The sequence below is a fragment of the Micromonospora sp. NPDC050200 genome (assembly GCF_040656135.1).
In the GTDB taxonomy this organism is placed as follows: Bacteria; Actinomycetota; Actinomycetes; order Mycobacteriales; family Micromonosporaceae; genus Micromonospora.
Genome location: NZ_JBFALG010000035.1, coordinates 5742 through 30765, shown reverse-complemented (window position 1 = coordinate 30765; position 25024 = coordinate 5742). Strand labels below are relative to the sequence as shown.

The following is a 25024-nucleotide window of genomic DNA, read 5'->3' as shown; positions in this document are numbered from 1 at the left end:
ACGACAGCAGGACGGCCCGCGCGGCACGCCGGGTCAAGCCCATCGCCGCCTCCGAACCGCCGCGACACCGACCAGGGCCGCGACGAGGGTTCCCGTGACGGCGTACGACGCGTACACCGGGACCGGGTCGGGCCGCTCGACCACCGCTGGAGTGCGTTCGGTGCTGAGGAAGGCCGCCGGCCGTGGCGGCCGGTCGAAATCGAAGGCCCCCAGGAACGTCGCTGCCTTGCGGTCCCGCTCCGCCAACGGTTTCAGTCGCCAGTTCACCTCGATGAACTTCAGCACGGAGGTGAAGTCCAGGGTGGTGGAGTCGACGTACCCGCGTCTGGCGTACGGGCTGACGAGCAGGCCCGGCACCCGGAAGCCATATCCGTAGGCGTCGACCTGCGGTGGCGCCACGTGGTCGTACCATCCGCCCCAGTCGTCGTAGGACCACAGGAAGGCCGAGGAGTCCCAGTTCGGCGAGCGCATCAGCTGGGTCAGCAAGGTGCGGACCAGGGTCTGGCCGGCGCGGATGCTGCCAGGCGGATGCTCGCTGTCGCCAGCCGGGGCGATGAAGGAGACGGCCGGCAGATCGCCCTTGGCTGCGTCCTCGTAGTACTCGTCAAGGTCCACGATCCTGCCGAACAACCGGGGATCGTCGACGTAGCGCGCGTACGCGAGCAGGGGCACCCAGATCACCTGCGCCCCCCGGTCGACGTCCTCTTCACTCGCCCGGGACCGGAACGTGATGCTCGGGTCGTAGTTCTCGACGTAGAACTTCCAGCTGATGCCGGCGGCCTCCAGCCGGTCGAAGATGGTCGGGATGTCGCCCCAGCCCTCCTTCGGGATCGACTCCGACGCCCCGGTCGCGCCCGGTCCGCCGGTCACCCGGAACATGTGGTTTCGGATGCTGCCCGAGTTCGACGAACTGAAGAAGCGATCGAAGAGGACGTATTCGTCCGCGATGTTCCAGTAGTACGGAAGATCGCGGTCGTCGTAATAGGCCATCGCCAGCTTGCCGTCCTTGCCCTGCGTGCTCACCCCCTCCACGAAGCCGTCCATTCGGCCTTTGTTGTACTGCACCCGGAACGCCTCGGCGCTGTGGTCGAGATCGAGGCTGCCCAGCTCGCCCAGGTGGAAGGGCTTGACGCACGGCTCCGCCTGCCCTCGACGCACCGGCATGCAGGTGCCCGCAGGGATGCCGTCGACCCCGGGACGGGTGCCGAAGTAGTTGTCGAACGTGTGGTTCTCCTGCATCAGGAAGACGAAATGGTCGATCGGCGTGGTGGCGCCCGCAGCCGGTGCTGACCGGCGAGGCGCGGCGTGTGCGGCCGGGGCGGGGATCACCATTGCCAGCAGGCAGGCGAGCAGCAATGCACGGGCCAGCAGGCAGCTGGCACGGCGCATGCCTGGGCGAGTCGTGTCGGTCATGGACGCACCTCGTAGATGATGATCACGGGCACTGGAACCCGGGTGCCCGAGGAGCTGGTCCGCTCGACGTATTCGGTATGTACGACGCGGCCGTGATAGCGACGGACGAGAACCATCAATCGCTCCGCGAAGAACTTCGAGCGTTGGGCGGAGAAGGAGTCCCACACGACGTACTGCAGGTCGTTGTGGCGCAGCCACCAGTCCGGGTTGGGCAGCGGGTCGTACGACGGGTTGCGGTGCAACGGGTTCGGGCTGACAGAGAGCCCGTAGCTGCGGCGATGACCGTAGTACTGCATGATGTTGGCCATCGAGGGGCCCAGAGTGAGCACCACCGAGCCCTCCGGCGTGTTGGCTGCCAACCATCGGCCGGCCTCGCGGCCACCCGGCACGCCGCCCGAGCCGGCCAGGAAGGTCGCGTTGTCCGCTTGGTTGACCGCCTTCCAGCTGGGCACGAGCAGACTCAGCGTGACCGCCGCGATCGCCGCGATCCGCAGCGCCCGTACGGATCGAGCGACATGAAACGGCTCCGCGTTCTCCAGTCGGCCGGCCCAGGGCAGGCGGTACCGGCGCAGGCGTGCCGGCAGCGGCAGACCGACCAGCGCCCGCGCGGCGAGCACCGCGACGGGCCCGGCGACGGGTAGCAGGTACTGGAATCCCTTGACGGGCCACAGCTGGAAGAAGACAACCGGCGCCGCGACCCACGACACCAGCAGGGTCTCGCGCCAGGAGCGTTGCCGGCGCAGCCACCACAGGCCGCAAGCGGCCGCTGCCACCAGGAGAAGTCCCATGGCGCCCGGCACGGTCTCGAGGTAGAAGCTCATCGAGTGGTTGGGCCGCCGGAACAACTGCCAGACGAGATAGCTGCGGCCCGTCGCGCTGCGCCCGGCGAGCGCCTGCGAGATCGGATGCGTCGCGAAGACCACCGCCATCGCGGCCAGCGCCAGCACCGAGATTCGCACCGGCCGCTTCACCGTCGGCGTGAGCGCCAGGAAGGCGTAGACACCACCGGCGAGGACGATGCTCGTCTCCTTCGTGAGCATCGTGGCGCCCAACATGCCACCGGCCGCGACATACCAGAGCAGTTGCTGCCCTTGGACGAAACGCACCAGGCAGTAGAGGGTGAGCGTGGCGAACAGGACCATGGGTCCGTCGAGGAGGACCTGTCGAGTCACGATGACGTGGTAGGGCATGACCGCGAGGAACAACGCCGCCACCACACCGACGGGACGGCTGTAGAGCCGGGCGCCCAGCAGATAGACGGCGAGAACGGTCGCCACGCCGAACACCGCCACCACCACGCGCCCCGCCACATCGACCTCACCGGAGCGGAAGAACGGCGACAGCACCGCTTGGAAGAGCATCGGATGGGCGCGGAACACCGGAAACAGCTCGGAGTAGTTCGGGTTGCCGGCCAGCGAGGCGGCCTGCCCGGCGTAGACAGCCTCGTCGCTGTTGAACCCGACGGCATCCAGCCGCCACAGCCGTACGGACAGAGCCAGTGCCGCGACGGCGATGAGGGCGCCGGGGACCGCCCAGGCCCACCTGCCCGCACCCTGCTCGGCGGCCGCGCGCGGTCGTGACGGCCGGACCATCGGGGTCGCCTGATCGACCCGGTGGAGCACCACCGTAGCTCCGCTACGGTCGTGCTCCACCTCCATCGACGATTCGGTCAAGCTCACGAATGCGCTCCGGCCGGGGCCAACGTGCCACTCCACCGCGGCCAGGTCGGCAGAACGGTGTGCGGCTCGGCAATGGTCGGAAGGTCCCCGCGTTCCTCCCTCAGCAGGCGCGGGATCTCGTCGGCCCAACCAAACCTGTCCGAGGCCACGACCCTGCTGCGGATGTTGGACAGGAAGCCGGTGAGGATCTCGCGCTCCCGCTGGCGCAACTGCACGTAGCCCTGATCGCCGATGGTGATGCCGGGCGCCAGGTAGCGGAAGGGCGGGAATCCGTACGCGTCGTCGGTGTTCTGGATCATCCGCTCCAGTGTTTCGCCGGGGTCGAGGTCGCTGATCCGCGGCGCCCCGCGCTCGATGATGAACAACTCCTCGATCCGGGCGCTGGTACCGATGCGGCAGGGAACCAGCCGGTCGACGCTGTACTTGGGCGGCGGGACGAGCCGTTGGGTGATGGCGTTGATGCCCATGATCGGCACGTTGAAGCGGCTGAGGGTCAAGGCCAGCGAACGGCCCCCCTTGGAGTGCAGGCGGCTCTGGAACTGCAGCCTGCGCCACTCGCGTGGGGTGAGGTCCTGGGCTTGCACGGCGCGCAGGGTGTGGGCGCTGATGGTCAGCGGTTTGGGGAAGCACATCGCCACGCCGTCGGGGCTGATCAGGGTCATGTCGTCGGAGAGGAAAAGCCCGCCGTGGTCGCGCAGCAGGCGCAGTACCGTCGCAGTCTTGCCGGTGTCGGTGAGCGCGGAGAGCATCACTCCGACGCCGTTCAGGCTGACACACGCCGAGTGGAGGAGCATGTGCCCCCGTGACACGATCACGAACCGCAGCAGCGCTTCGATGATGTTGGTGTACACCACGTGCGGCGAACGTGCGAGCAGCGGTCCGACCTGGATGTCGATCGGCGAGCCGAGCTGGATCCGGAAGTTGGCGCCCAACCGGCCGAGGTGCTCCTCGTACCTCAGGACCGACTGATTGGCGTACTCCGTCATGGCGGCTCTCCGCCGGGGCCCCCGGCCGCCCACGTCACTGACCCGCACCGCGATGTCGACGTCCGAATCGGCCACCCACTGGGCGCGGAAGAACTCGAGTTCCGGCAGCATGATCTGAGAGCCGATCTTGACCACTCCGGCGACGTCGTACCGGTACTTCAGGTACTGGTACCGCTTGCGGGAGGGTGCCGCCGCGGCTTCGGGCGCCTCGAGGTTGACGAGCATGCGTACCGGATCGCGCCGGCCGGTGTCGGAGCTGTAGATGACCCGGTCGTTGATCAGGAAACGGACGAGGAACAGCGCGACCAGCGTGAGCGCGTTCGACATCAGGACTCCGACGCCGGCCCATACCAGTGCCTGCAGCGCCGGCAGGCGCAACAGCAGCAGCAGGTTGTTCAGCAGGAAGAAGCGGCCGGCCCGCCCTGCCAGCGAGCCATGTCGGTGGCGTCGATAGATGAGAGCGTCGATGAGCAGGAAGTTCCACGACGTGGAGATCTGGGTCGCCAGCGCGACGCCCAGCAGGTGATGCAGGTTGGCCGGCTGGTAGAAGAACCACAGGGCCGCGGTGTTGACGACCATCCCGGACAACCCGACCAGGCCGAAGGCGATCAGCCTGCCGAGCTCGTGCATCCGGTCCCGGGCCGCTGGCGGACGGTCGCGCATCTGACCGACCAGCCGTTGACAGCGCAGCCGCACGAGGTGCCGCAGGAAGTTCACACCCTCACGCAGCGAGGCCTTGGAATGACCCGCGTGCCGGGGAGCCATCTCGTAGGCAACCTCGGCGACCCGGGCGCCGGGGTGCCGGACGAGCAGCTCCAGCAGGACCTTGAAGCCGATCGGGTTCACCCGGGCCAGATCGACAGCGGTGCGGCGGAACGCGAACAGCCCGCTCATCGGGTCGGTGACGGTCGTCAGGCGGCGCGGAAACAGGCTCTTCGCCAGGCGGGTCGCCCACGACGACGTGGCCTCCCGCGTGGTGCCTCCGAGCCCCTCGTTGGACCCGTCACCGGCGTAACGGGTGCCGATCACCAGATCCACGTCGTGCCGCATCGCGATGCCCGCCAGCATTGCGGCGGATTCCGGAGGATGCTGAAGGTCCGCGTCCATGACCAGGACCCACTCGCCGCGGGCGTGCCGCGCGGCGAGTACCACGGCGCCGCTGAGACCGCCGGCCCGCGCGGTCGGCGGGCGGTGCAGCAGGCGTACGGCCACCGGCGCAGTCGCTGCGTGCCGGGCCAGAACCGCAGGGGTGCCGTCGTCGCTGTCGTCAACGACGATGATCTCGGCGCCGAGCGGCGCGACGGCCGGACCCAGCCTGGACAGGAGTGCGGGAATGTTCTCCGCCTCGTTACGGGTCGGCACGATGACGCTGAGCCGGACCATCGCCTCCGCTCCCGGCCGGTGCAGATCGCACGGTGTGAGTGGCGAGTCGCCCCGATCGAGGCGCTGGCGGGCTTCCGCGCCCGGCAGCCCGGGCTCCTCGTTGTCGGCAATACTCCAGGGTGCTGGTGCAACTTCGGTCATCCGATTCTCCATCAATTGCACTTCTGGGCAGCGTCCAGCCGCCGGTTATCCGGCTCACAGACAGCGAGAGAAGCCCCTTCCGACTTGAATTGCGCATGGGACCGACAATCAGCGCGCCACTAAGTCTGACCGCGATCCACGATCGGAATTGGCCAGGCAGCAGCAGGTTCGTCAGAGGTTACGAGCCCGCGCAGAAGGTGTCTAACGCCTAACTGGTCGTGAACACGACATGAACCATGGAAGAAAATCCTTGCGGTTTCCCTGGACCGTGCTGGAGCGCCAACAGAGACGTGGCCTGAACAGTCACCGGCCGTGATGGATCAGGAAAGCATCCGCGCGAGCACTGAATGCGCTCAGTCGACTATGCGCTGGTCAGATGGGCGGGCAGTTCTTGATGATCTGCCGGCACGGGAAGTGAGAGACTTACCGAGAGCGATGGACACGGATGTGGTCGCACCGGGAAGGATCGACCGTCCGGCCGATCCTCCGCCTCCGAAAGCGCTGAGGCGCTCCACCGACGCGGTCGCACAAATGCGCCGGATGACGTGGCGGCGGACAGATCTGGGCTCGCCGCATTGTTCGGTCCCACCCACCGGAGCGGCTGCTGGCGTCTGATGGACGGGTGCCAGGTCAGACCGATCATCCGATGGTATTCCTGGCCTGCCGGTCAGCATCCGGCACATATTTCTTGATCAGGGTCCCTCGACCCCTTGAACGCAAGACCGACCGAGCCCTCCGACTCTCCGGCATCTCGCGCGTCGGCGGACCCGGTCACCGGTATGGCGCGACGCCTGCAACGTTCCAGCCGGCATTCTGATCACCCAGTCAGACATCACCGTACCTTCGGATACTGGCGACGCCGGGAGCCGACCCAAAGGCTTGACATCGTGCGCAGCTCAGCTGCTGGTGCTTGGCGCGGCTGGAGTTTCTCGGTCCTGGCCATCTTCGGCGAACGGTTGAGCTCAGGGTGCCGAGGATCTGAGTGACAGAAAAGTCGTACACCCATCAGGAGAGGACTCCCGATGAACCTAGGCAGAGCGACCAGCTCCAGGACCGCGTTCGCAGTCGTCGCTGTGTTCATCGCCGCCGGACTGTCCCTGGTTGACAGCGGCCGCGCGGAGAGTGCCTCCCCCACGTGCCACACGTCGAACCCGCCGGGCGGGCTCTACACGGTGCTGCTCTGTATCACCCAGCCATCGAGCGGCAGCACGCTCGTGGGCGATGCCCTCGTCACGGCGACGGTCAACGTGACGGTCGGCACGAGTCCCGGCGTCGCCAAGACGGAGTGGACGCTGGACGGCCGGCACCTGCTCACGGACTACCAGTCGCCGCACCAATTCACGATTTCCACCGCCGACTTCGCCGACGGTGAACACGCCATCGGCGTCTCGGCGAGGATGCGGGACGGGTACCTCACCCCGGCGACAGTCATCACCGCCGACTTCGCCAACGGCAACCCCACCGCCCCGCCGAACACTCGGCAATGGTCCGTTCCGTCCATCCACGCCCGTGGTCCGCAGGAACCCTTCGTAGTCGCCGCCGTCGGTGACGGCGCCGGCGGCGAAACCAATGCAGCCAATGTCACCAACGCACTCGTCGGATGGAACCCGGACCTGTTCCTCTACCTTGGCGACGTGTACGAAGAGGGCACGCTGACGGAGTTCCAAAACTGGTACGGCGGTCCGACGGCATTCTATGGTCGGCTGCGCGGCGTCACCACTCCGATCATCGGCAACCACGAGTACGACGGCAATACGGCTGAGGGCTATTTCCACTTCTGGGACAACATCCCGCACTACTACAGCTATGACGCCAACGGCTGGCATTTCATCGCCATCGACTCGACCAGCAACTACAACAAGGTAGCGCCGGGCACGCCACAGTACGAATGGCTCGCCGCGGACCTCGCCGCCAACCGCAGCCCATGCACTCTCGTGTTCTGGCACCACCCGCTCTTCACCGTCGGGTCCGAGGACCCCGCGCCCCGGATGCAGGCCATGTGGGACCTCATGGCCTCCCACCAGGTCACCCTGCTCGTCGCCGGACACGACCACAACTACCAGCGCTGGGCGCCCATGGGCGCTGGCGGCGCGCTCGCCAGCGACGGCATAGTCGAGGTCGTGGCGGGAAACGGTGGCCACTCCAGTCAGGGCTTCGCCGGCTCTGATCCCCGGGTGGTCAAGACGAACAAGAGCTACGGCGCGGCGCGCATGGAGCTCTTCGGCAACCGCGCCAATGTGCAGTATCACGCGGCCAGCGCCACCGGCACGACCCTGGTCGACTCGTCGACCATTTCCTGCAAGGGAGCGGACGGACTCGCCCCGACCCCGCCCGCCGACCTGGCCGCGACCATGAACGCGACCTCGTCCGTGGGTCTTGATTGGACCGGTGCGACCGACAACTATGGCGTGACCGGCTACCGCGTCTACCGCGACGGCACCGCTGTGGCCGACCTGGCCGCGACCGCGGCCTCCTGGACGGACACCTCCGTCGCCGGTGCGACCCGGTACGAATACACGGTCGATGCCGTTGACGCGGCCGGAAACCGATCCGCCAAAGCCCCACCGGTGACCGTGACGACCCTCGGCCCGGACACCACTCCCCCTGCCGCTCCGGGCGGGCTCGTCGCGACCGGCGCCCCGGATGCGGTGACGCTCACCTGGTCGCCGGCGACGGACAACGTCGGCGTCACGGAATACGCAGTGCTTCGCGACCATGTGGTGGTGGCGACCGTGACGGCAACAACGTACGCCGACAGCGCCGTGCCGGCGAACGAGTCGCACACCTGGTCCGTGCGCGCGTTCGACGCGGCCTCGAACGCCAGCGCCGAATCTGACGTGGTCAGCGCCGTCCGCGACACGCTGCCACCGTCGGCCCCGCTGAACCTGAGGGTCACCAGTGTGGCGCCCGGCGCGGTCGGCCTGGCCTGGGACGCGTCCACCGACAACGTCGGTGTCGTGCAGTACCGGGTGCTCCGTGACGGAAGCCTCCTGGCGGAGACCTCGTCGGGCGAAACGTTCGTCGACTACGGGGTCGGCAGCACCGGCACGTCACACACGTACCTGGTTACGGCTGTCGACTTCGCGGGGAACATCTCCGAGTCAAGTAACCCGGTGACTGTCACCACGGCTGACTCCAGCCCACCCACCGTGCCCACCAACCTGCAGGCTTCAGCGACCGAACCCAACCAGGTCGAGCTGTCATGGGGGCCGGCGACGGACGACGTCGCCGTGGCCGGGTACACCGTGTACCGCAACGGCACGGCACTCGGAACCACGGCGGGCACCACCTTCGCCGACACCACCGCCCTGTCAGAGACTTCCTATACGTACACGGTCTCCGCCTTCGACGCGGCTGGGAACTCCTCGGGCCCGAGCGCGCCGGCCCCGGCCACCACGCCGGCAGCCACGCCGATCCTGGCGGTGGCGGACACCTACGTCAGGGAGTCCAGTCCCACGAGCAGGTATGGTACCGCCACCGTCCTGAGGGTCGACGGAGATCCAGTTACCAACGCCTATCTGAAGTTCACGGTGTCCGGGCAGACCGACGTGGTGCTGCGAGCGCGCCTGAGGATCTGGGTTGCGGCCGGCTCATCCACCGGCTTCGTGGTGCGCCCCGTCGCGGACTCATCCTGGTCGGAAACATCCACAGACTGGAGCAACGCGCCCAGCATCGGCAGCGCGTCGATCGCCGCCACCGGGCGGACGACAAGTGGCACCTGGGTCACCCTCGACATCACGCCCCTGGTCAGCGGGAACGGCACGTTCACCGTGGGTCTGACCTCAGCCGGCGCCTCGTCGAGCAGCTACGGTAGCCGCGAGTCCAGCACGGCCCCACTGTTGCTGCTGGACGTGACCTCATGAGGGCGACGGGTCAACACAGCAGCCGCCGTTGGAGATGTCGCTGGTGAGCGGGGTGAATGTGAAGCAGCCACGGCATGATCGTCTGTGCGTGCCGCCGCCGGCCACCCGTCTGGCCTGACGGCGTGGCGGAGAACGAGGCGTACGAAGGGCCTTGCTGTCCAGTTCCGTCTGTGCGGGTGGTTAGCATGCCCGGCGATGATGACTATCTTTCGCTCTCTGCGGCTACGCCGCGCCGCCCGTAGACACTTCGGCTGGCAGAAGCTGCGCCCTACGCAGATGCGCGCGATGCGCGCGCTGCTGGCGGGCCGTGACGCACTGGTGGTGCTGCCCACCGGGGGCGGGAAGTCTGCTGTGTACCAGGTACCCGCCACGCTGCTACGCGGCCCCACGGTGGTGATCTCACCGCTGCTGGCATTGCAGCAGGACCAGATCGGCAACCTCAACGAGCGGGATGATCCGGCGCTGCGGGCGGTTCGGATCAGCTCCGCGGAGAGCCCGAGCAAGCGGGCGGCCGCGCTGGCGGAGCTGCGGTCGGGTGCCGCGAAGTTCCTGTTCATCACGCCGGAGCAGCTCAGTTCGCCGGAGCGGCTGGCCGAGATCCGCGCGCTGCGTCCGGCGCTGGTGGCGGTGGACGAGGCGCATTGCATCTCGTCGTGGGGCCACGACTTTCGCCCTGACTACCTCACTCTCGGCCACCTCATTCGCGGCCTGGGCCGTCCGCCGGTCGTGGCGCTGACCGCCACGGCATCGCCGCCGGTGCGCGATGACATCACAGTGCGGCTCGGCATGCGCAAGCCGCGGCTGGTTCTGTCCGGATTGGACCGTCCGAACCTTCTGGTGGCAGCGACGCACTGCCCCAGTGAGGACTACCGCTGGCGCAGGTTGCTCGCCCTGCTCAAGGAGGCCGACCGGCCCGGCATCGTGTATGTGCCGACCCGGCGTGCCGCCGAGGAACTCGCCGAACGGCTGTCCGGCGCGGGATTTCCCGCGCAGGCCTACCACGGCGGCATGGCGGCCGGGGTGCGTCACCGCCGCCACGAAGAGTTCCTCGCCGACCGGGTACCGATCATGGTCGCCACGTCGGCGTTCGGTATGGGCATCGACAAGCAGAACATCCGCTGGGTGGCACATGTGGCGCTGCCGGACTCACCGGACAGCTACCTCCAGGAGATTGGGCGGGCAGGGCGCGACGGTGAGCCGGCCCGGGCATTGCTGCTCTACCGAGCCGAGGACGTTGCCCTGCAACGCTTCTTCAACGGCGGCGCGCCTGAACTGGAAGAGCTGCGAACGGTCGCAGCCGTGCTGCACAGCGGCCCGTCGACGCGCACCACGCTGGCAAAGGTCACCGGCCTGGGTCAGCGCAAGGTCGCCAGTCACATCGGTCTGCTTGAGCAGGTCGGTGCGGTGGCGACGGGGCCCAGGGGCGAGCTCAGGGTCGCTCCGTATGCGCCGCTGCCCGATCAGGCGGCTCGAGAGGCGCTGGCCGAGTACGCCCGCTATCAGGCCGGGCAGCGTTCTCGCACCGACATGATGCGCCGCTTCGCCGAGAGCCGGGGCTGCCGTATGCAGTCGCTGCTGGGCTACTTCGGAGAGCAGTTGAGTCGTCCTTGTGGGCACTGCGACAACTGCCACGGTGGCACCTCGGAGGTGCTTCCGGACGACGGGCCGTACCCACTGCACAGCACCGTGCGGCACGCCAAATGGGGATCAGGCATGGTCCTCGGGTACGAGAAGGACCGGATGACCGTGCTCTTCGACGATGTCGGCTACAAGACTCTGTCGGTCACCGTCGTTCAGGCGCAGGGCCTGCTGGCGCTCGAGGCGAATCGCCGCTGAGGGCTGACCTCCCGACCTGGTCTGCCGGCTCTTCGACGTGGACCACGTCGCCGAGCAGCTGACCTGGTTGGAGCCGCAGGGATCGAGCCCGACGGAAGGGACTCCCGACCGGCTGGGTCACGGACCCGGTGCACGGCCTCACCGCGAACCAACAGACCACAGCACTCGGCAACGGCGTGCTCCCGCTACAGGCGGTTGCCGCACTCCGGACGTGCCGGGCAAGCGTTCGGTCGCGGCGACACCACCGTTGAGGGAGCACCGTGGCGCGGTAGGGCGAAGTCGGGGTGGCCCCACAGAGGTAGTCACCACAGCCGGTGCACGGTTGCCTTACGGCCGGTCACCAGGCTTGCCGGCGGAACGTCATCGGCCACGACCGCACCGGCGGCGACCACGGCATCACGGCCGATGCTGACGCCGGGCAGGATCGTGGCACCGGCACCGATCCATACGTTCTCCGCCACGTCGATGGGTGCGCCGCTGAGCCACCCCCGTCGCTCCTCAGGATCGACCGGGTGACCGACGGTGATGAACGTGGCCTTTGGGCCGACCATCACGCGCTCGCCAAGCCGGATGCCGGCGTAGTCCAGGAAGGTGCAGTTCTGGTTGATGAACACGCGCTCCGCGAGGTCCAGGCGAAGGCCGTGGTCCGTGTAGAAGGGCGGATAGATCGTGACCCTCACCGGCAGTGGCTGGCCGAGGATCTGTTCGAACAGTTCCGCCTTGCCCGCTTCGTCCTCGAAGGGCAGGACGTTCAGACGGGAGGTGAGTTCGGTGACCCGCAGGACCCTCTCGGCCATGGCCTGGAACTCGGCGCTGTGGATGCGCATGAGACGGTCACTGGACATGCCACGACCCCTTTCTGGCGAACCGGTAACTGGATGAGACATCACAACCAGGCGCTGCTGGAGGCTGCTTATCAGCAGTCGGTCGAGTCACCTTTGTCGGGGCTGGTGGGACCTGCGAGCATTCGCGATGTCGCCGTCGCCGCGCCGTGGCGTCGTTGCCCAGGACGGGAGCCAGACCGTCTCAGGGAGCCTTGGCAGGCTTCCGAGGTGGGTGATGATTGCGCGGAGTCCTGGGTGTGGATTCGTCCTGGGGAGGATGAGCGAGAGTGGGTATGCGAGTGTCGGGTTCACGATCGGGATGCGGCGTAGGTCGTAGTGCGTCGGCCAGATGTACCGGTCGCGCGCGCCGACGAGGGTGGCCACGTCGGCGGAGTCCGCGAGGGTGTCCAGGAGTACTTCGTCGCCGAAGTGCGGGCCTGCCGCGTCGATGCGTAGGTCGAAGTCGGTGGCGAGCTGATCATAGAACTCTGCCCATTCGCTTCGGGGTGCGATGCCCGGCACCCAGATCCGATGCTGGCGCAGCTGGGGTGGTGTCAGTGTTCGTGCGGAGGCGAGCGGATGTCTCGGGCCGACGAGAAATTCCAGCGGGGAGTCGAACGCGTGGATCATTTGCACGTCGCGTGGCAGCGCGGCCGGGTCAGTGACGGTACGGAACGAGGCGTCGATATCGCCTGCTTCGACGGCGGCGACCGCCACGCGTGGGTCGTTGACCCTGAGGGTCACCACGTCGAGGTTGGTTTCGGGATGCGACCGCCAATAGTCGTGCAGAACAACGGCCTGCGCGCTTCGCAGGCCGAGAACGTCGATCCGAAGGGCCCGGGAGCCCGGCCTGACCGCGGTGATGGCGCGCTCGACACCCGTGACGATGCCCCGCGCGTGCGGGAGAAACGCCTGGCCGTCGAGCGTCAGCTCGACCCCTCGGGCGGTACGGGTGAACAAACGGACTTCCAGCTCGCGCTCCAGGGTGGCGATCCGCTTGGAGACTGCCTGCTGCGTCACGCCCAGCTCGTCGGCCGCATGTTGCAACTGGCCGAGCTCGGCCGCCCGGACGAACGATCGCAATGCCTCGGTGTCCACTGGTTCATCTTAGACGGGCACAACTGATCGTTGTGGCTCGCCGAGGAGTCGGTTGTTTGATCGCGCTCCAACACGGCTGATGTGATTCAGGCATCCAAACCGTCGGTTGTTGCGGGGAGCCATGTGCGTGTGGCTGTGGTCGGCCTACGCCGTCAGCACATACGGCACGTGGATCGCTTTCGGGGCTTTCCCGCTCATCGCGGTCCGGGTGCTGCACTCGCCGGCATTCGCCGTCTCGCTCCTGGGAGCAGCCAGCCTCGCCGTTGCCGCGATCGTCGCGGTCCCACTCGGGCCGTGGGTCGAGCACGGGACCGAGCGCCCCGTGATGATCGCGATGGACCTACTTCGCTTCCTCGCCATGGCGAGCGTTCCGATCGCGTACCTCCTCGGCCTGCTGTCCTACGGCCAACTGCTGGTCGTCTCGGTCATCTCCGGTACGGCGAGCATCGCCTTCACCGCCGCATCCGGCGCGTACCTGAAATACCTCGTCCACACCGACCATCTCCTCGTCGCAAGCGGGAGATTCGAGGGCACGAGCTGGGTAGCGACCGCGGCCGGCCCGCCTCTCGGCGGAGCGCTCATCCGCCTCAACCAGCCGGGCAAGGTTTGCCAGTGCCATGCGCGTACCCGTCTCGTTGTCGGCGGCGGAAACACCGTCGGGAACACCTTCGTGCACGACGAGGACATCGGTGCCACCGTCTGCGTCGGTGAGCGTGGTCGTCATCGTCATCGTGCCGTTGAACGCCGGATCTGCGGTCTCAAATTCGAACACTTCGACCACCTGTTCGTTCGGCACGAGCTTCAGGAAGTGGCCGTGGTACGTATCGGTGTGTGGCGCCGACTTGCCGGTGCCATCCGGCACGTCGTAGGTGAGCGAGACGCGAAACGAGCCACCTTCGCGGGCATCGAATTCATGCACGTAGCTGCTCATGCCGACCGGCACCCGCCATGCCGCGATCGCGTCCGCATCCAGAAGCGCCCGATAGACGGCTGGACGAGAAGCACTCACATGCTGAGAAACCTGCGTCGAATACACCGAGTGAACATACCGCCTTGGGCGCCTTGATCTTCAGCAGAACCTACTCCACTCGGCAGTGTGGGACGTGCCGCGCTCGCTGAGCTGCCAACTGCAGCGCGATGCGTCCGTCGGCCGCCCGGACAGGGTGACGTCCATGGACGCCGAGGACGTGCCGACAACGGTTCCACAGCCGGACGGAAGCCAAGCTCCACGGATGTACGAGCGATGCCTGACCGATTTGATCGACCTGCTCGGCGTGCGATTCGCATCGCAGCCATCGGGACGAGTACCGACGGCATCGCGTCGAAGACCAGATCTGATCCGGACCACACCGACGGCCTTGCCGCCTGCCGAACGTCGACTCGCGGCATGAGGGCGCGTTCGTGCCACGCGGAGAGACGCCTCACCCGTGCTGCGTCACGTTGATGACGGCACCGTTCGGATCTCGCACGAAGAACCGTCGGAGCCCCCAGTCCTCGTCGGTGAGCGGGTAGACGATCTCAGCCCCGGCCGCGACAGCCCGCTCGTGAACGGTGTCGACGTCGTCGACCTCGATGGAGATGTCGGGGTGGACGTGGGCCCTGACGTCCCGGCTCATGACGCTGAGTTGCTTGGACATCCTCACGTCACCGTCAGCAGCAACCTGCCCGGGTAGGAGGTCTGCAGGCGACGATGCGCCTCCGCCGCCCGTCCGAGCGGAAACGTCTCGGCGACGTGCACCTCGAACGGTCCCGCCTCGATGAACTCGTTGAGGCGCCGCAACTGCCCGGGGCCCGTCTCACCGTTGTACGCCCGGACCGTCACGCCGGGCCGCTCGCGCGGTACCGGCTGCACACCGTGGGGGTACGCGAGCACGCCACCGTCGCGCAGCGCCTCGGTGAGCCTGTCCAGCGTCTCGCCACCCGCCATCGCCAGGACGCCGTCGGCCCCGCCCGGAGCCACCTCCCGGACCCGCGCGAGCACCTCCGCGACGTTGCCGTGACCGTCGAGGGCCACATCGGCGCCGAGCCGGGTCACCAGCGCCACGCCCTCCGCCCCGGAGGCCACGGCGATCACGTTGAGTCCCTGCCGCTTGGCCAACTGCACGGCCAGATGCCCCTGCCCGCCGCTCGCGCCGAAGATCAGCAACCACGCCCCGGCCGGCAGGCCGAGGACGTCCAGTCCCGACAACGCGGTCAGCGCGTCGGTCGGCATGGCGCCCGCGTGCCCCACCGGCACACCCGCCGGCAGCTTCGCGACGTACTGCGCCTTCGTCGCTGCGTACTCGGCGTAGAAGCCGCCTTTCGGCCGGGTGTAGCCGTACACGTAGACCAGGTCGCCCACCGCGACGTTGGTCACCTGCCGGCCGATCACGGCGACTGTTCCGGCAGCTTCGGCGCCGGGCACGATCGGGAACGCGGAGCCCTCGGGCACCAGCGTGCCCTCCCGTTCGAAGGCGTCCCACACCCCCACGCCAGCGCTCCACACCTTGAGCAGGACCTCGTCGTCGGCGATCTGCGGCACCGGCAGGGTACGCAGCGTGATCACCTCTGGACCGCCGAACTCGTCGAGGACCGCGGCCTGCATCCGCTCGGGCACATCCCCGTCGACCATGTGTAGTCCTCTCCGCGCTGGTGTGTCCCGAATACCGGCCCGCCGCGCGATGGTCGCCCGTGCGCGGCCTCGCGGCTCGGCGCCCACCGTTGAGGTCGGGAGGGCCCTGGCGGGGGTCCCGACGGCTGGGTCGCCCGCAGCCCGGTGGTCCACGGTCGTCCCCGGCCTCCTCGGCACCGTGCCGGCGTCACCGATCGCAGCATGCCGTGCCCCAACCCTTGTCGGTCCACGCCTGAGTGCCGTTCACCCGGTCGGGCTACCGACCGCACTCGCCTTTCCGCTCAGTTACCCGACACTCCAGGTCGGGATCCTCGACGGCCGATGGTGGGCGAGAACACTTCGTGGTTCATGCCGCCGGCGGCCTCCGTCGTACTTCGCCGCATCCTGTGGGGTGCGCCGTTGAGCATCGTGAGGCAGTACATCGAGCACCAGCGCCGACCGGCGTAGCTCGCTCACTCGGCCCCGAACAGCCGAGCTTGCGGATCGCTACTCCAGCGCGGGCCCATCCAGGCATCCTTTTTGGACCCCGACTGCGTTCGTCCAGGTATGGGAAGCGGGCCCACCGACGCACACCTGACCGCGCTCCCCCTTCAGCGGCAGGGCGACGCGGGGTCCGTTCCCGGACGACACGGAAGTGCCGGGTGGGAGGCATCGCCTCCGCACCCGGCACCTGCGTCACTACAGCGCGCGGACCCTGACGTTACGGAACTCCATCAGGTCGTTGGTGCCGTGGTTCTGCAAACCAACGAACCCGCTGAGGAACTGCCGCAGGTCCGTGGGCGGGTCGCCCTGACGGGACGACGCCTTGCCCGGCGTGTTGTCGAACTCGTTGATCACCACGCCGTTACGGGTGATCGTGTAGTGCTGCCCGACCACCCGGACCTCGTAGTCGTTCCACTGGCCCTTCGGGGTCACTCCGGCCTGGTCCAGGCCGACCGGGTCGAAGTTGTAGATCGAACCGGTCTTCTGCGGTTCACCGGTCGGCCCGTCGTAGATCTGGATCTCCTGGCCGCAGTAGATGGCCACCCAGGCCGCCGAACTCCGGGCCGACCCGACCGTCCCGCAACTGCCGGCCGGCCGGTCGGCCAGCGGCGTCCTCGGGTCCGGGAACCGGACGAAGGCGCCGCTGTTGGCGTAGACACCGTCGGCGGAGGCGTCCCGGAACTGCATCCGCATGGAGAAGTCCGCGAACTCCTCCTTGGCGTACCACAGCATGCCCAGCCCACCGGAGCTGCGGATGGATCCGTCCGGCCGCAGGACGAACGACCCGCCGGGCGCCTGGCGCCAATCCGCCAGGGACTCCGCCGTGCCGTCGAAGATGGGCTGGTAGCCGGCGATCTTGCCGATCTCCGACTGAGCCGCCGCCCGGCTCAGCGTCGACGCCTCCCGGTTGTCGATCACACCGTCCGCGCGGAGTTCGTTGACCACGTCGTTGACATGGCTGACGAACTGGCCGTGGTTGGACCAGTTGCGCTCGTCGTCGATCAGGTCGTTGATCGTGCAGTTGCCGCCGGCCTGACGGTTGGCCACGCCGGTGTCGGTGTCGAGCATCCGCACGGTCTTCCGGGTGTCCGGTGCGGCGCACCCGACCACGACCTCGATCTTTCCGGTGGCCACCTCACCATCGGCGTAGGTGACCTTCACGGTCGCCTGGTACGTACCGTAGTCCCGGTAGGTGTGGGTGGGGTTCGCCTCGCGCGACGGCGCGCTGCCGTCACCGAAGTTCCACTCCCATGCCACGCCGCCGGTCCGGGCGCTGGAGAAGGCGATCGTCTTCGGGTTGCTCTGCGCCACCGCACGCGCCGCGGCGTCGTTCGGGTTCGGCGTCGCCGGACCACCCTGGTAGGCGACCCGGATCAGCTTCTGGTTGGAGTGCAGGCTGAAGAAGCCGCCGGCGTAGTCGAGCATGTACAGCGCGCCGTCCGGGCCGAACTTGGCGTCCATCCAGGACTGCAGCTGGGTGGCGCCGCTGCCGGAGCGGATGATGCTGCGCAGGTCCTCGGCAAAGGCCGGCGGCCCGTGGCTGTCGACCTTGGCCGGGTCGACGGTCACCGCGATCCGGTTGTTGGCGTTGGACTCGTCACCGATGAACCACTTGTCGTCCCAGTACGCCGGCCACGCCACACCGCTGTTGGTGTCGACGTTCTCCCGCTGGTAGGTCGGCCCGTTCATGATGGCCTGGCCGCCGCCCTTGAGGTACGGCTGGGTGAACGTCTCGTCGCCGACCTGGTACGTCGGCAGGCCGCTGCCGTCGGTGCGCTTCGGGAAGACCGGACCGCCACCCTGCGGCGAGTACCAGATCATGTTGTCCCGTGCGGGTGGGATGTTCACCAGGCCGGTGTTGCGCGGCGACTCGTTCTTCAGGTTGTCGCAGTCGTACCAGCCGGTGAGCACGTTCGCGTCGGTGGTGCTGCGGTCGCGGTAGGGCTGCCGGTTGCCCATGCAGTAGGGCCAGCCCTGGTTGCCGGCGGAGGTGATGATGGTGGCCGTCTCGTACTTGGCGGGGCCGAGGTCCGGGCTCGGGCCGCCGGCGTCCGGGCCGACCCACGCGGCGGTCAGCCAGTGGTTGACCGGGTCCCAGGCGATCCGGGCGATGTTGCGTACGCCCATCACGTAGATCTCCGGACGGGTCTTGCCGCCGCCCTCCTCCTTGCCGGTGAACAGGTTGCCCTGGGGGATCGTGTAGGTGCCGTCCGCCTCAGGGTGGATGCGGAGGATCTTGCCGTTGAGGTCGTTGGTGTTGCCGGAGGTCCGGCGGGCGTCCTGGAACGAGACGCCCTTGTAGTCCTGGGTCCAGTTGTTCCCGGAGTAGCCGTTCGAGCCGCCGGAGGAGTTGCTGTCACCGGAGCCGATGTAGAGGTTGCCGGACTCGTCGAAGGTCATGCCGCCGCCCGCGTGGCAGCAGCTGTGGATCTGGGTGTCCCAGTGCAGCAGGTCCTTGCGGGTGCCCTGGTCGATCGACTGCTTCGCGGCGTCGTAGGTGAACCGCGAGACGGTCCGCTGGCCGATGCGCCGGTCCCGGTCGATCGACTCGTGCGGCATCCAGTAGGCGTAGACCCAGCCGTTCTGCGCGAACTTCGGGTCGAGGGTGATGCCGACCAGGCCCTCCTCGTTCTTGACCAGCTCGCTGCCGCTGCCCCGGTTGCCCATCACGGGCAGCGTGGTGAGCAGCTTGACCTGCTTGGTCTTCGGGTCCCACTGGTGGATGGTGCCGCAGCCGAGGCCGACCTTGGGGTCGTCCCAACTGACGATCGGCCCGGACGGGCAGGCTGCCTTGCCGATGTAGAAGACCTTGCCGTCCGGCCCGATGGTCAGGCCGTGCGGCTCGCCGATCTGGTCGAGCTGGCCCGTCTGGTTGGTGGCGGTGAGCCGCTCGATCCGGTAGTTCGACGCGATCGTGGCCTGGCAGTCACCGCGCACCATGCCGGTGGTCCACTTGATGGCCCCCAGGAGGTGGCCCTGGAACCGGGTGTCCGTGGTCCAGCTGGCCTCGGTGCGGCCCATGCCGGTGTAGAACGACCGGCCGCCGTCGTAGTCCTGGCACCAGGAGATCGGGTGGAACGCCCCGTTGCCGCTCAGGCCCGCGTTGTAGCTGCGCTCCTCGACCTGGGCGATGGTGTGCACCCGGCCGGTCGGGCTCGGGTCCCAGTTGATCCACTGATCGGACCGGGTCCAGGTCAGCGGCAGCCCCTTGTTGGCCGGGTGCTGGCGGTCGGTGAGGTCGACGACGGCCTGCTGCACCGTGGTGTCCGGGGCGGGTCCGGCGTCGGGGCCGATCAGCCACAGCTCGGCGAGCTGGATCAGCGGCTCCCCGCTGTTCGCGGTGACGTTCAGCCGGTAGTACTGGTAGGCCTGGGTGTTGGTAAAGCTGTACTGCTTGGTCTGGAACCGCTGAGGGAAGCTCTCCCCGGAGCGGGTGTCCAGGGTGGTCCAGCTGGTGCCGTCCGCGGAACCCTGCAGGGTCCAGTCCTTCGGGTCCCGGCCGGGGAAGTCGTTGGCGGAGGTCAGCGCGTAGCGGGAGACCACCACCGGCTTCTGCAGCTTCGCGGTGAGCCAGCCGGTCGGGGAGAACGCGAGCCACTTGGTGCCCGTCGACCCGTCGATCGCCTTCGCGGCGGTCTCGTTCGGCGGGTTCTCGGCGCTCGCGGTGGCCTGGGCCGGCTTCTCGGCGTTGGGCAGGCTGGCGGCCGGGCGGGTACCGATCAGACCGGTGAACCAGGCGGAGCTGGACTGGGCGCGGGCCGCGTCGTGCACGCCGACGAACCCGCCGCCGCCCTTGATGTACGCCTGGAAAGCGGCCTCCTGGGCGTCGTTGAGCGTCACCCCGTTGGCGGAGAGGAACACCACGCCGCGGTAGCGGACCAGGTTCCCGAAGGTGAAGACGCCCGGATCGGCGGAGTCGTCGACGGAGAAGCCGTGCTCCGCACCCAGGTTCTTGATTCCGGCGACCGCCCGGGCGACGGGGTCGTCCTGCTGGTCCACCGGGCCGTGGAACACCAGCACCTTCACCGCCGCCGCGGCCTCGGCGGCGGTCGCCTGCAGGGGCGCCGGGCTCGCGGCCTGGGCGGGCAGGGCCAGCAGGCCGAGCACCAGCGCGGCGCTCGACGCGAGAGCGCCGGTGCGTCGCACGGTCCGGCGGCGGACGGGGGATGGTGGGGAGGCCGTGAGGTCGGCGCGGAGACGTCCGACCCATCGGGATAACCGGGAACGGCGTTGCTGAGCCATCTCGACTCCTTCACAGGTGGGGTGTGGCGGTGAGCGTTGTCCGATCGGTTGGTCGGTACGCGGTGTCGGTGGGTGGTGGATGGCAGGGGCCGCGAGACCGCGCGTCCCCGGCGGTGGCTGCCGGTCCGTTCAGCTCCGGTCGGACCGGCAGCCACCAGCCCTCGGCACGGTGGCCGCCGGGCGGTCAGTTGTGCTGGTGTTCCCCCGCGCCGCCGGCTCCGGTGCCGGCCGCGGCGGTAGCCGGGTGGGAGTGCTGGTCGTGGCCCGGGGGCATCGCCCCGGACTCGTCGAGGACGTGCAGCATCGTCGACATGCCGCCGTCGGAGTGGAACTGCATGTGGCAGTGGAGCATCCAGTGCCCCGGCCCGACCGAGTCGCCGGCCGCGACCTGGAAACCGAACGAGTCGCCGGGACCGAGTGGCTTGTTGTCGATGATCGGGACGGAGTCGGCGAAGGGTTGTCCGTTGCCGACCACCCCGGTGCGGGTGTCCGCCCAGGAGTGCCCGTGCAGGTGGAAGGTGTGCATGTCGTTGCCGATGCCGACGACGATGAACTCGACCTTCTCCCCCTTGCGGGCGACCAGGCAGGTCGGGCCCGGCTGCGGGTTCTGCGCGTCGCAGGTGTCCGTGGCAGCACCGCGGCGCAGGTTGATGCTCTGCCGGTCGCCGAAGACCACGGTGTAGGTGCGGTCGGGCTTCGGGTCACCGGGCCGCCGCACCACGAGCCCCCCGAAGAGGCCCGCGCCGAGGCCCTGCGTCCCGTGCGGCCCGCCGACCACGTGGTCGTGGTACCACCAGTAGCCGGCCGTACCCGGCGATCCGGTTCTGTTGTTCCGCTGCTGGGCGAACCAGGTGTACGTGCGCGACTGGCCGGGTGGGACGAAGGACCCGCTCTGCACGGTGCCGTCGGAGAGCTGGGTGTACTTGACCCCGTGCACGTGCAGCGAGACGCCGAGCGGGTGGGCGGGGTCGGTACGCAGCTGTTCGAGGGTCGCCACCGGCACCTGGTTGTGCAGGGTGATGGCGAGGCACTCCCCCTCCATCATCTCCATGGTCGGGCCCGGATAGGAGGCGGTCTGCGGCGTGAGACCGTAGCCGAGCCGGATCTGCGTCCCGTCCTTCGGCAGCTCCACGGCGTAGAGCTGGATGCTGCGGTCCGGTTTGGTGCAGCCCTCCGGCCGTTCGGCCGAGAACACGCCGCTGCCCGCGACCGCCAGGCCACCGGCGCCGAGCAGGGTCAGCACCACGGTCGCCGCCACCACCAGCATCCGGCGGGTGCTCGATCCGTGGCGAGGCGGCTCCGCCGCCGTGTCGTCCTGCGACAGCCGCCAGGCCGACGCGCTCACCGGGCACCCCGCAGGTCGACCATGCGCTGGTAGCTGCGCTCGGCGGCGCCGAGGGACCCCGGCGGGTTGGGTTGGGCGTTGGGCCCGGTGTCCTGCTCCCACAGGTAGGTGAACCGTCCGCCGCCGTTCAATTCGGTGAAGAAGTCGGCGAACGGGATGACGCCGGCGCCGAATTCGACGTCCAGGTAGGAGTTGCCCTGCTGAGGGTCGGGCAGCGGAACGCCGTCCTTGACGTGGAACAGCGGGAAGCGGTGCGGTTGGGCCTTGACGTAGTCGACCGGCCGGAAGCCCGGGTACTTCCGCGCCCCGCCGTACGCCCAGAGGATGTCCATCTCCAGGTACACGTACCGGGGGTCGGTGAGCTCCAGGAACAGGTCGTAGAGCCGCACGTCCGGCCGGTCGAGCGCGAAGCTGAACTCGATGGTGTGGTTGTGCTGGTAGAGCTTGATCCCCCGGGCGGCCGCGGCGGCGCCCCAGGCGTTGAACTCCGCCGCAGCCGCCTGGTACCCGTCGATGGTGCGGTTGCCGGTCGGCGCCGAAGCGGTGCCGACGGCCGGCATGCCGAGGGTCTCGGCGACGTCCAACTCCCATTCCAGGTTGGTGCGGAAGTCACCCAGTCCGCGGTGGCTGCCCGCGGCCTTCAGCCCGTTGTCGTCGAGCAGCTGCCGGATCTGGGCCGGGGTGATCGCGCCGACGCTGCCCTGCGTGTAGCCGGCGAACTCCACCTCCCGGTAGCCGATCCGGGACAGCTCCTCGAAGACCGCCGCGAAACCGATCTGGGTGATCTTGTCGCGGACGCTGTAGAGCTGGATGCCCATGTGCCCGGGCGGGATCAGACGGCCCCTGGAGTCGCCCGCCGCCGAGGCCGGCAGCCCGCCGGCGAGGCTGGCCGCACCGACCGCGACCGTGGATCCGGCGAGCCCGCGTAACAGCGCCCGACGGTCGATCCTGTTCTTCGCCATGGTTGTCGTCCTTTCGTTCGGTCAGCAGCAGGTGGTCGAGGCGGACGGCGTCCCGTTCGGGCAGCACGGGCTCAGCGGCGCGATCCGCACGTTGCGGAAGCTGATGACGTCGGCGGTGCCGTGGTTCTGCAGGCCGATGTATCCACGGGCGCTCTGCCGGCCCGCGCCGCCCGGGTCGTCCGCGCGGGGTGGGCTGAACACGGCGTCCGGGGTGTTCACGTACTCGTTGATCAGCTCGCCGTTGCGGAACACCGAGTAGTGCTGCCCCACCACCCGGATCTCGTAGTCGTTCCAGCTGCCCTTCGGGGCGACGTGCGCGCCGGCCAGGTCCACCCGGTCGAACCCGTACACCGATCCGCTCTTGTACTGGTCGCCGTCCGGCCGGTCGTAGATCTGCAGCTCGTGGCCGTACTTGATGGCCACCCACTCCGGACGGGACTCCGTCGCGTGGTGGTGCACATCGGGGAAGCGGACGAAGACCCCGCTGTTGGCGCGGCCGGTGCCGGGGGCGTCGTCGCGCCACTGGAGCTTGAGCGAGAAGTCGCCGTACGTCGCCGCGGGGAACCAGAGCATGCCGAGGCCGGCGACGGGACGGCTGGTGACGGACCCGTCGGTGTTGCGGGCGAAGCCACCCGCCCCGACGTGCTCCCACCGGTTGAACGACGCGGGCGAGGCGTCGAGCAGGGGCTGGTAGCCGTTCTTCTCGTCCGGCTTGCCGACGCCCGAACGGCCGGCCGCGCTGACCAGCCGACCGTGCTCCTTGTGGTCGATCACACCCAGGTGGTGCAGGTGCTCCGCGACCTCCGTGACGTGCGTGACGAACTGGCCGTGATTGGGCCACGCCTTCTCGTCCTGGATGGCGTTGTTGATCGTGCAGCCGTCCTGGACGACCCGGTTGGGCACGCCGCTGTCCACGGTGCCGAGCCACACCGTCGGCCGGGTGTCCGGCACGGGGCAGGCGGTGGGGCCGCTGGCGACCACGGTGAAGGTGACGGACGCGGTGCCCGAGGTGTTGCCGGCCTTGTCGGTGGCCCGGTACGCCAGCGTGTGCTGGCCCGGCTGGTTGACGGTGACCGGCATGGAGTACCGGGCGTACGGCTGTGCGTCGAGGGAGTACTCGATGCGGTCGACGCCGGAGCCCGCGTCCGCCGCGGAGAGGATCACGGTGGCGCTGCCGAGGTAGGCGCCGCTCTCGTCCTGCTGACCGGAGACGGCCGCCGTCGCGGTGGGTGGGGTGGTGTCCGGCGCCGGCGGGTCGACCACGGTGAACGACACCGACTGTGCCGCCGAGGTGTTCCCGGCCTTGTCGGTGGCCCGGTACGCCAGCGTGTGCTGGCCCGGCTGGTTGACGGTGACCGGCGCCGAGTAGCCGGCGTACGGCTGCCCGTCCAGCGAGTACTCGATCCGGTCGACGCCCGAACCGCTGTCGGTGGCCGACAGCGTCACCGTCGCCGACCCCACATACGCGCCGTTGCTGTCCCGCTGGCCGGTCACCGCCGCGTTCGCGGTCGGCGGGGTGGTGTCCGGCGCGGGCGGCTCGACCACGGTGAACGACACCGACTGCACGGCCGAGGTGTTGCCCGCCTTGTCCGTGGCCCGGTAGCTGACCGTGTGCTGGCCCGGCTGGCTCACGGTGACCGGCGCGGAGTAGCGGGCGTAGGCACCACCGTCGAGGGAGTACTCGATCCGGTCCACCCCGCTACCGGTGTCGGTGGCCGACACGGTCACCGTCGCCGAACCCACATACGCGCCGTTGTTGTCGCGCTGCCCGGTGACTCCCGCCGACGTGGTGGGCGGGGTGGTGTCCGGCGCCGGCGGCTGCACCACGGTGAACGACACCGACTGCGCCGCCGAGGTGTTACCCGCCTTGTCCGTGGCCCGGTACGCCAGCGTGTGCTGGCCCGACTGGTTCACCGTGACCGGCGCCGAGTAGCCCGCGTACGGCTGCCCGTCCAGGGAGTACTCGATCCGGTCCACCCCGGTGCCGGTGTCGGTGGCGGTGAGCGTGACCGTCGCCGACCCCACGTAAGCCCCGGTGTCGTCGCGCTGGCCCGACACGGCGGCCGACGTGGTGGGCGGGGTGGTGTCCGGCGCCGGCGGCTGCACCACGGTGAACGACACCGACTGCGCCGCCGAGGTGTTACCCGCCTTGTCCGTG

Annotated in this window: 13 protein-coding genes and 2 pseudogenes; 3 read left to right on the top strand and 12 right to left on the bottom strand. The window is 68.8% G+C overall.

The window, feature by feature from the left end; translation table 11 throughout:
* Positions 1–33 precede the first annotated feature (33 nt).
* Genes AB0I41_RS22285 through AB0I41_RS22275 form a run of 3 tightly spaced genes read right to left on the bottom strand, consistent with a single transcriptional unit; the run spans position 34 to position 5461 of the window.
* A complete protein-coding gene (locus AB0I41_RS22285; RefSeq protein ID WP_357110625.1) occupies positions 34–1413 on the bottom strand; it encodes an alkaline phosphatase family protein in 1380 nt (459 codons plus the stop codon).
* Entirely contained in the window at positions 1410–3092 is a 1683-nt protein-coding gene (locus tag AB0I41_RS22280; RefSeq protein WP_357110622.1) for a glycosyltransferase family 39 protein, read from the bottom strand. Before AB0I41_RS22280 ends, AB0I41_RS22285 begins: the two co-directional genes overlap by 4 nt.
* A complete protein-coding gene (locus AB0I41_RS22275) occupies positions 3089–5461 on the bottom strand; it encodes a glycosyltransferase (RefSeq protein WP_357110702.1) in 2373 nt (790 codons plus the stop codon). The genes AB0I41_RS22280 and AB0I41_RS22275 overlap by 4 nt, the downstream gene beginning before the upstream one ends.
* A 1163-nt stretch (positions 5462–6624) precedes the next feature.
* Between AB0I41_RS22275 and AB0I41_RS22270 the strand changes: the two genes are divergently transcribed.
* On the top strand, positions 6625–9465 hold the full coding sequence (locus AB0I41_RS22270; RefSeq protein ID WP_357110621.1) for a DNRLRE domain-containing protein: 2841 nt from the start codon (positions 6625–6627) through the stop codon (positions 9463–9465).
* A 195-nt stretch (positions 9466–9660) separates the two neighbouring features.
* Positions 9661–11301, top strand: coding sequence for a RecQ family ATP-dependent DNA helicase (locus AB0I41_RS22265; protein WP_357110618.1), 1641 nt, complete (start codon positions 9661–9663; stop codon positions 11299–11301).
* Positions 11302–11603: 302 nt separating this feature from the next.
* On the opposite strand, the gene AB0I41_RS22260 is transcribed toward AB0I41_RS22265, so the two are convergent.
* The gene (locus tag AB0I41_RS22260; protein ID WP_357110615.1) at positions 11604–12146 is read right to left on the bottom strand and encodes a DapH/DapD/GlmU-related protein; all 543 of its coding nucleotides are present in this window, start codon (positions 12144–12146) and stop codon (positions 11604–11606) included.
* An 87-nt stretch (positions 12147–12233) separates the two neighbouring features.
* Entirely contained in the window at positions 12234–13223 is a 990-nt protein-coding gene (locus AB0I41_RS22255) for a LysR family transcriptional regulator (RefSeq protein WP_357110612.1), read from the bottom strand.
* A gap of 121 nt (positions 13224–13344) precedes the next feature.
* Between AB0I41_RS22255 and AB0I41_RS22250 the strand changes: the two are divergent.
* Positions 13345–13746, top strand: a pseudogene (locus AB0I41_RS22250) (MFS transporter); the annotation flags it as partial.
* Between the two features lie 123 nt (positions 13747–13869).
* Here AB0I41_RS22250 and AB0I41_RS22245 read toward each other — a convergent pair.
* The 7 genes and pseudogenes from AB0I41_RS22245 to AB0I41_RS22215 form a co-directional block, all read right to left on the bottom strand.
* Positions 13870–14166, bottom strand: a pseudogene (locus tag AB0I41_RS22245) (SRPBCC domain-containing protein); the annotation flags it as partial.
* A gap of 478 nt (positions 14167–14644) precedes the next feature.
* Positions 14645–14860 (bottom strand): VOC family protein, encoded by a 216-nt coding sequence (locus tag AB0I41_RS22240; protein ID WP_357110609.1) that lies wholly within the window; start codon positions 14858–14860, stop codon positions 14645–14647.
* A gap of 2 nt (positions 14861–14862) precedes the next feature.
* Complete coding sequence (locus AB0I41_RS22235; RefSeq protein ID WP_357110607.1) at positions 14863–15834, bottom strand: NADP-dependent oxidoreductase; 972 nt, start codon at positions 15832–15834, stop codon at positions 14863–14865.
* Positions 15835–16512: 678 nt separating this feature from the next.
* A complete protein-coding gene (locus AB0I41_RS22230) occupies positions 16513–20463 on the bottom strand; it encodes a ThuA domain-containing protein (RefSeq protein ID WP_357110604.1) in 3951 nt (1316 codons plus the stop codon).
* 280 nt (positions 20464–20743) lie between these two features.
* Entirely contained in the window at positions 20744–21904 is a 1161-nt protein-coding gene (locus tag AB0I41_RS22225) for a multicopper oxidase domain-containing protein (RefSeq protein ID WP_357110601.1), read from the bottom strand.
* Positions 21901–22866 (bottom strand): sugar phosphate isomerase/epimerase, encoded by a 966-nt coding sequence (locus AB0I41_RS22220; RefSeq protein WP_357110598.1) that lies wholly within the window; start codon positions 22864–22866, stop codon positions 21901–21903. The genes AB0I41_RS22225 and AB0I41_RS22220 overlap by 4 nt, the downstream gene beginning before the upstream one ends.
* 21 nt (positions 22867–22887) lie before the next feature.
* The coding region (locus AB0I41_RS22215) for a family 16 glycoside hydrolase (protein ID WP_357110596.1) at positions 22888–25024 on the bottom strand (2137 nt) is incomplete at its 5' end.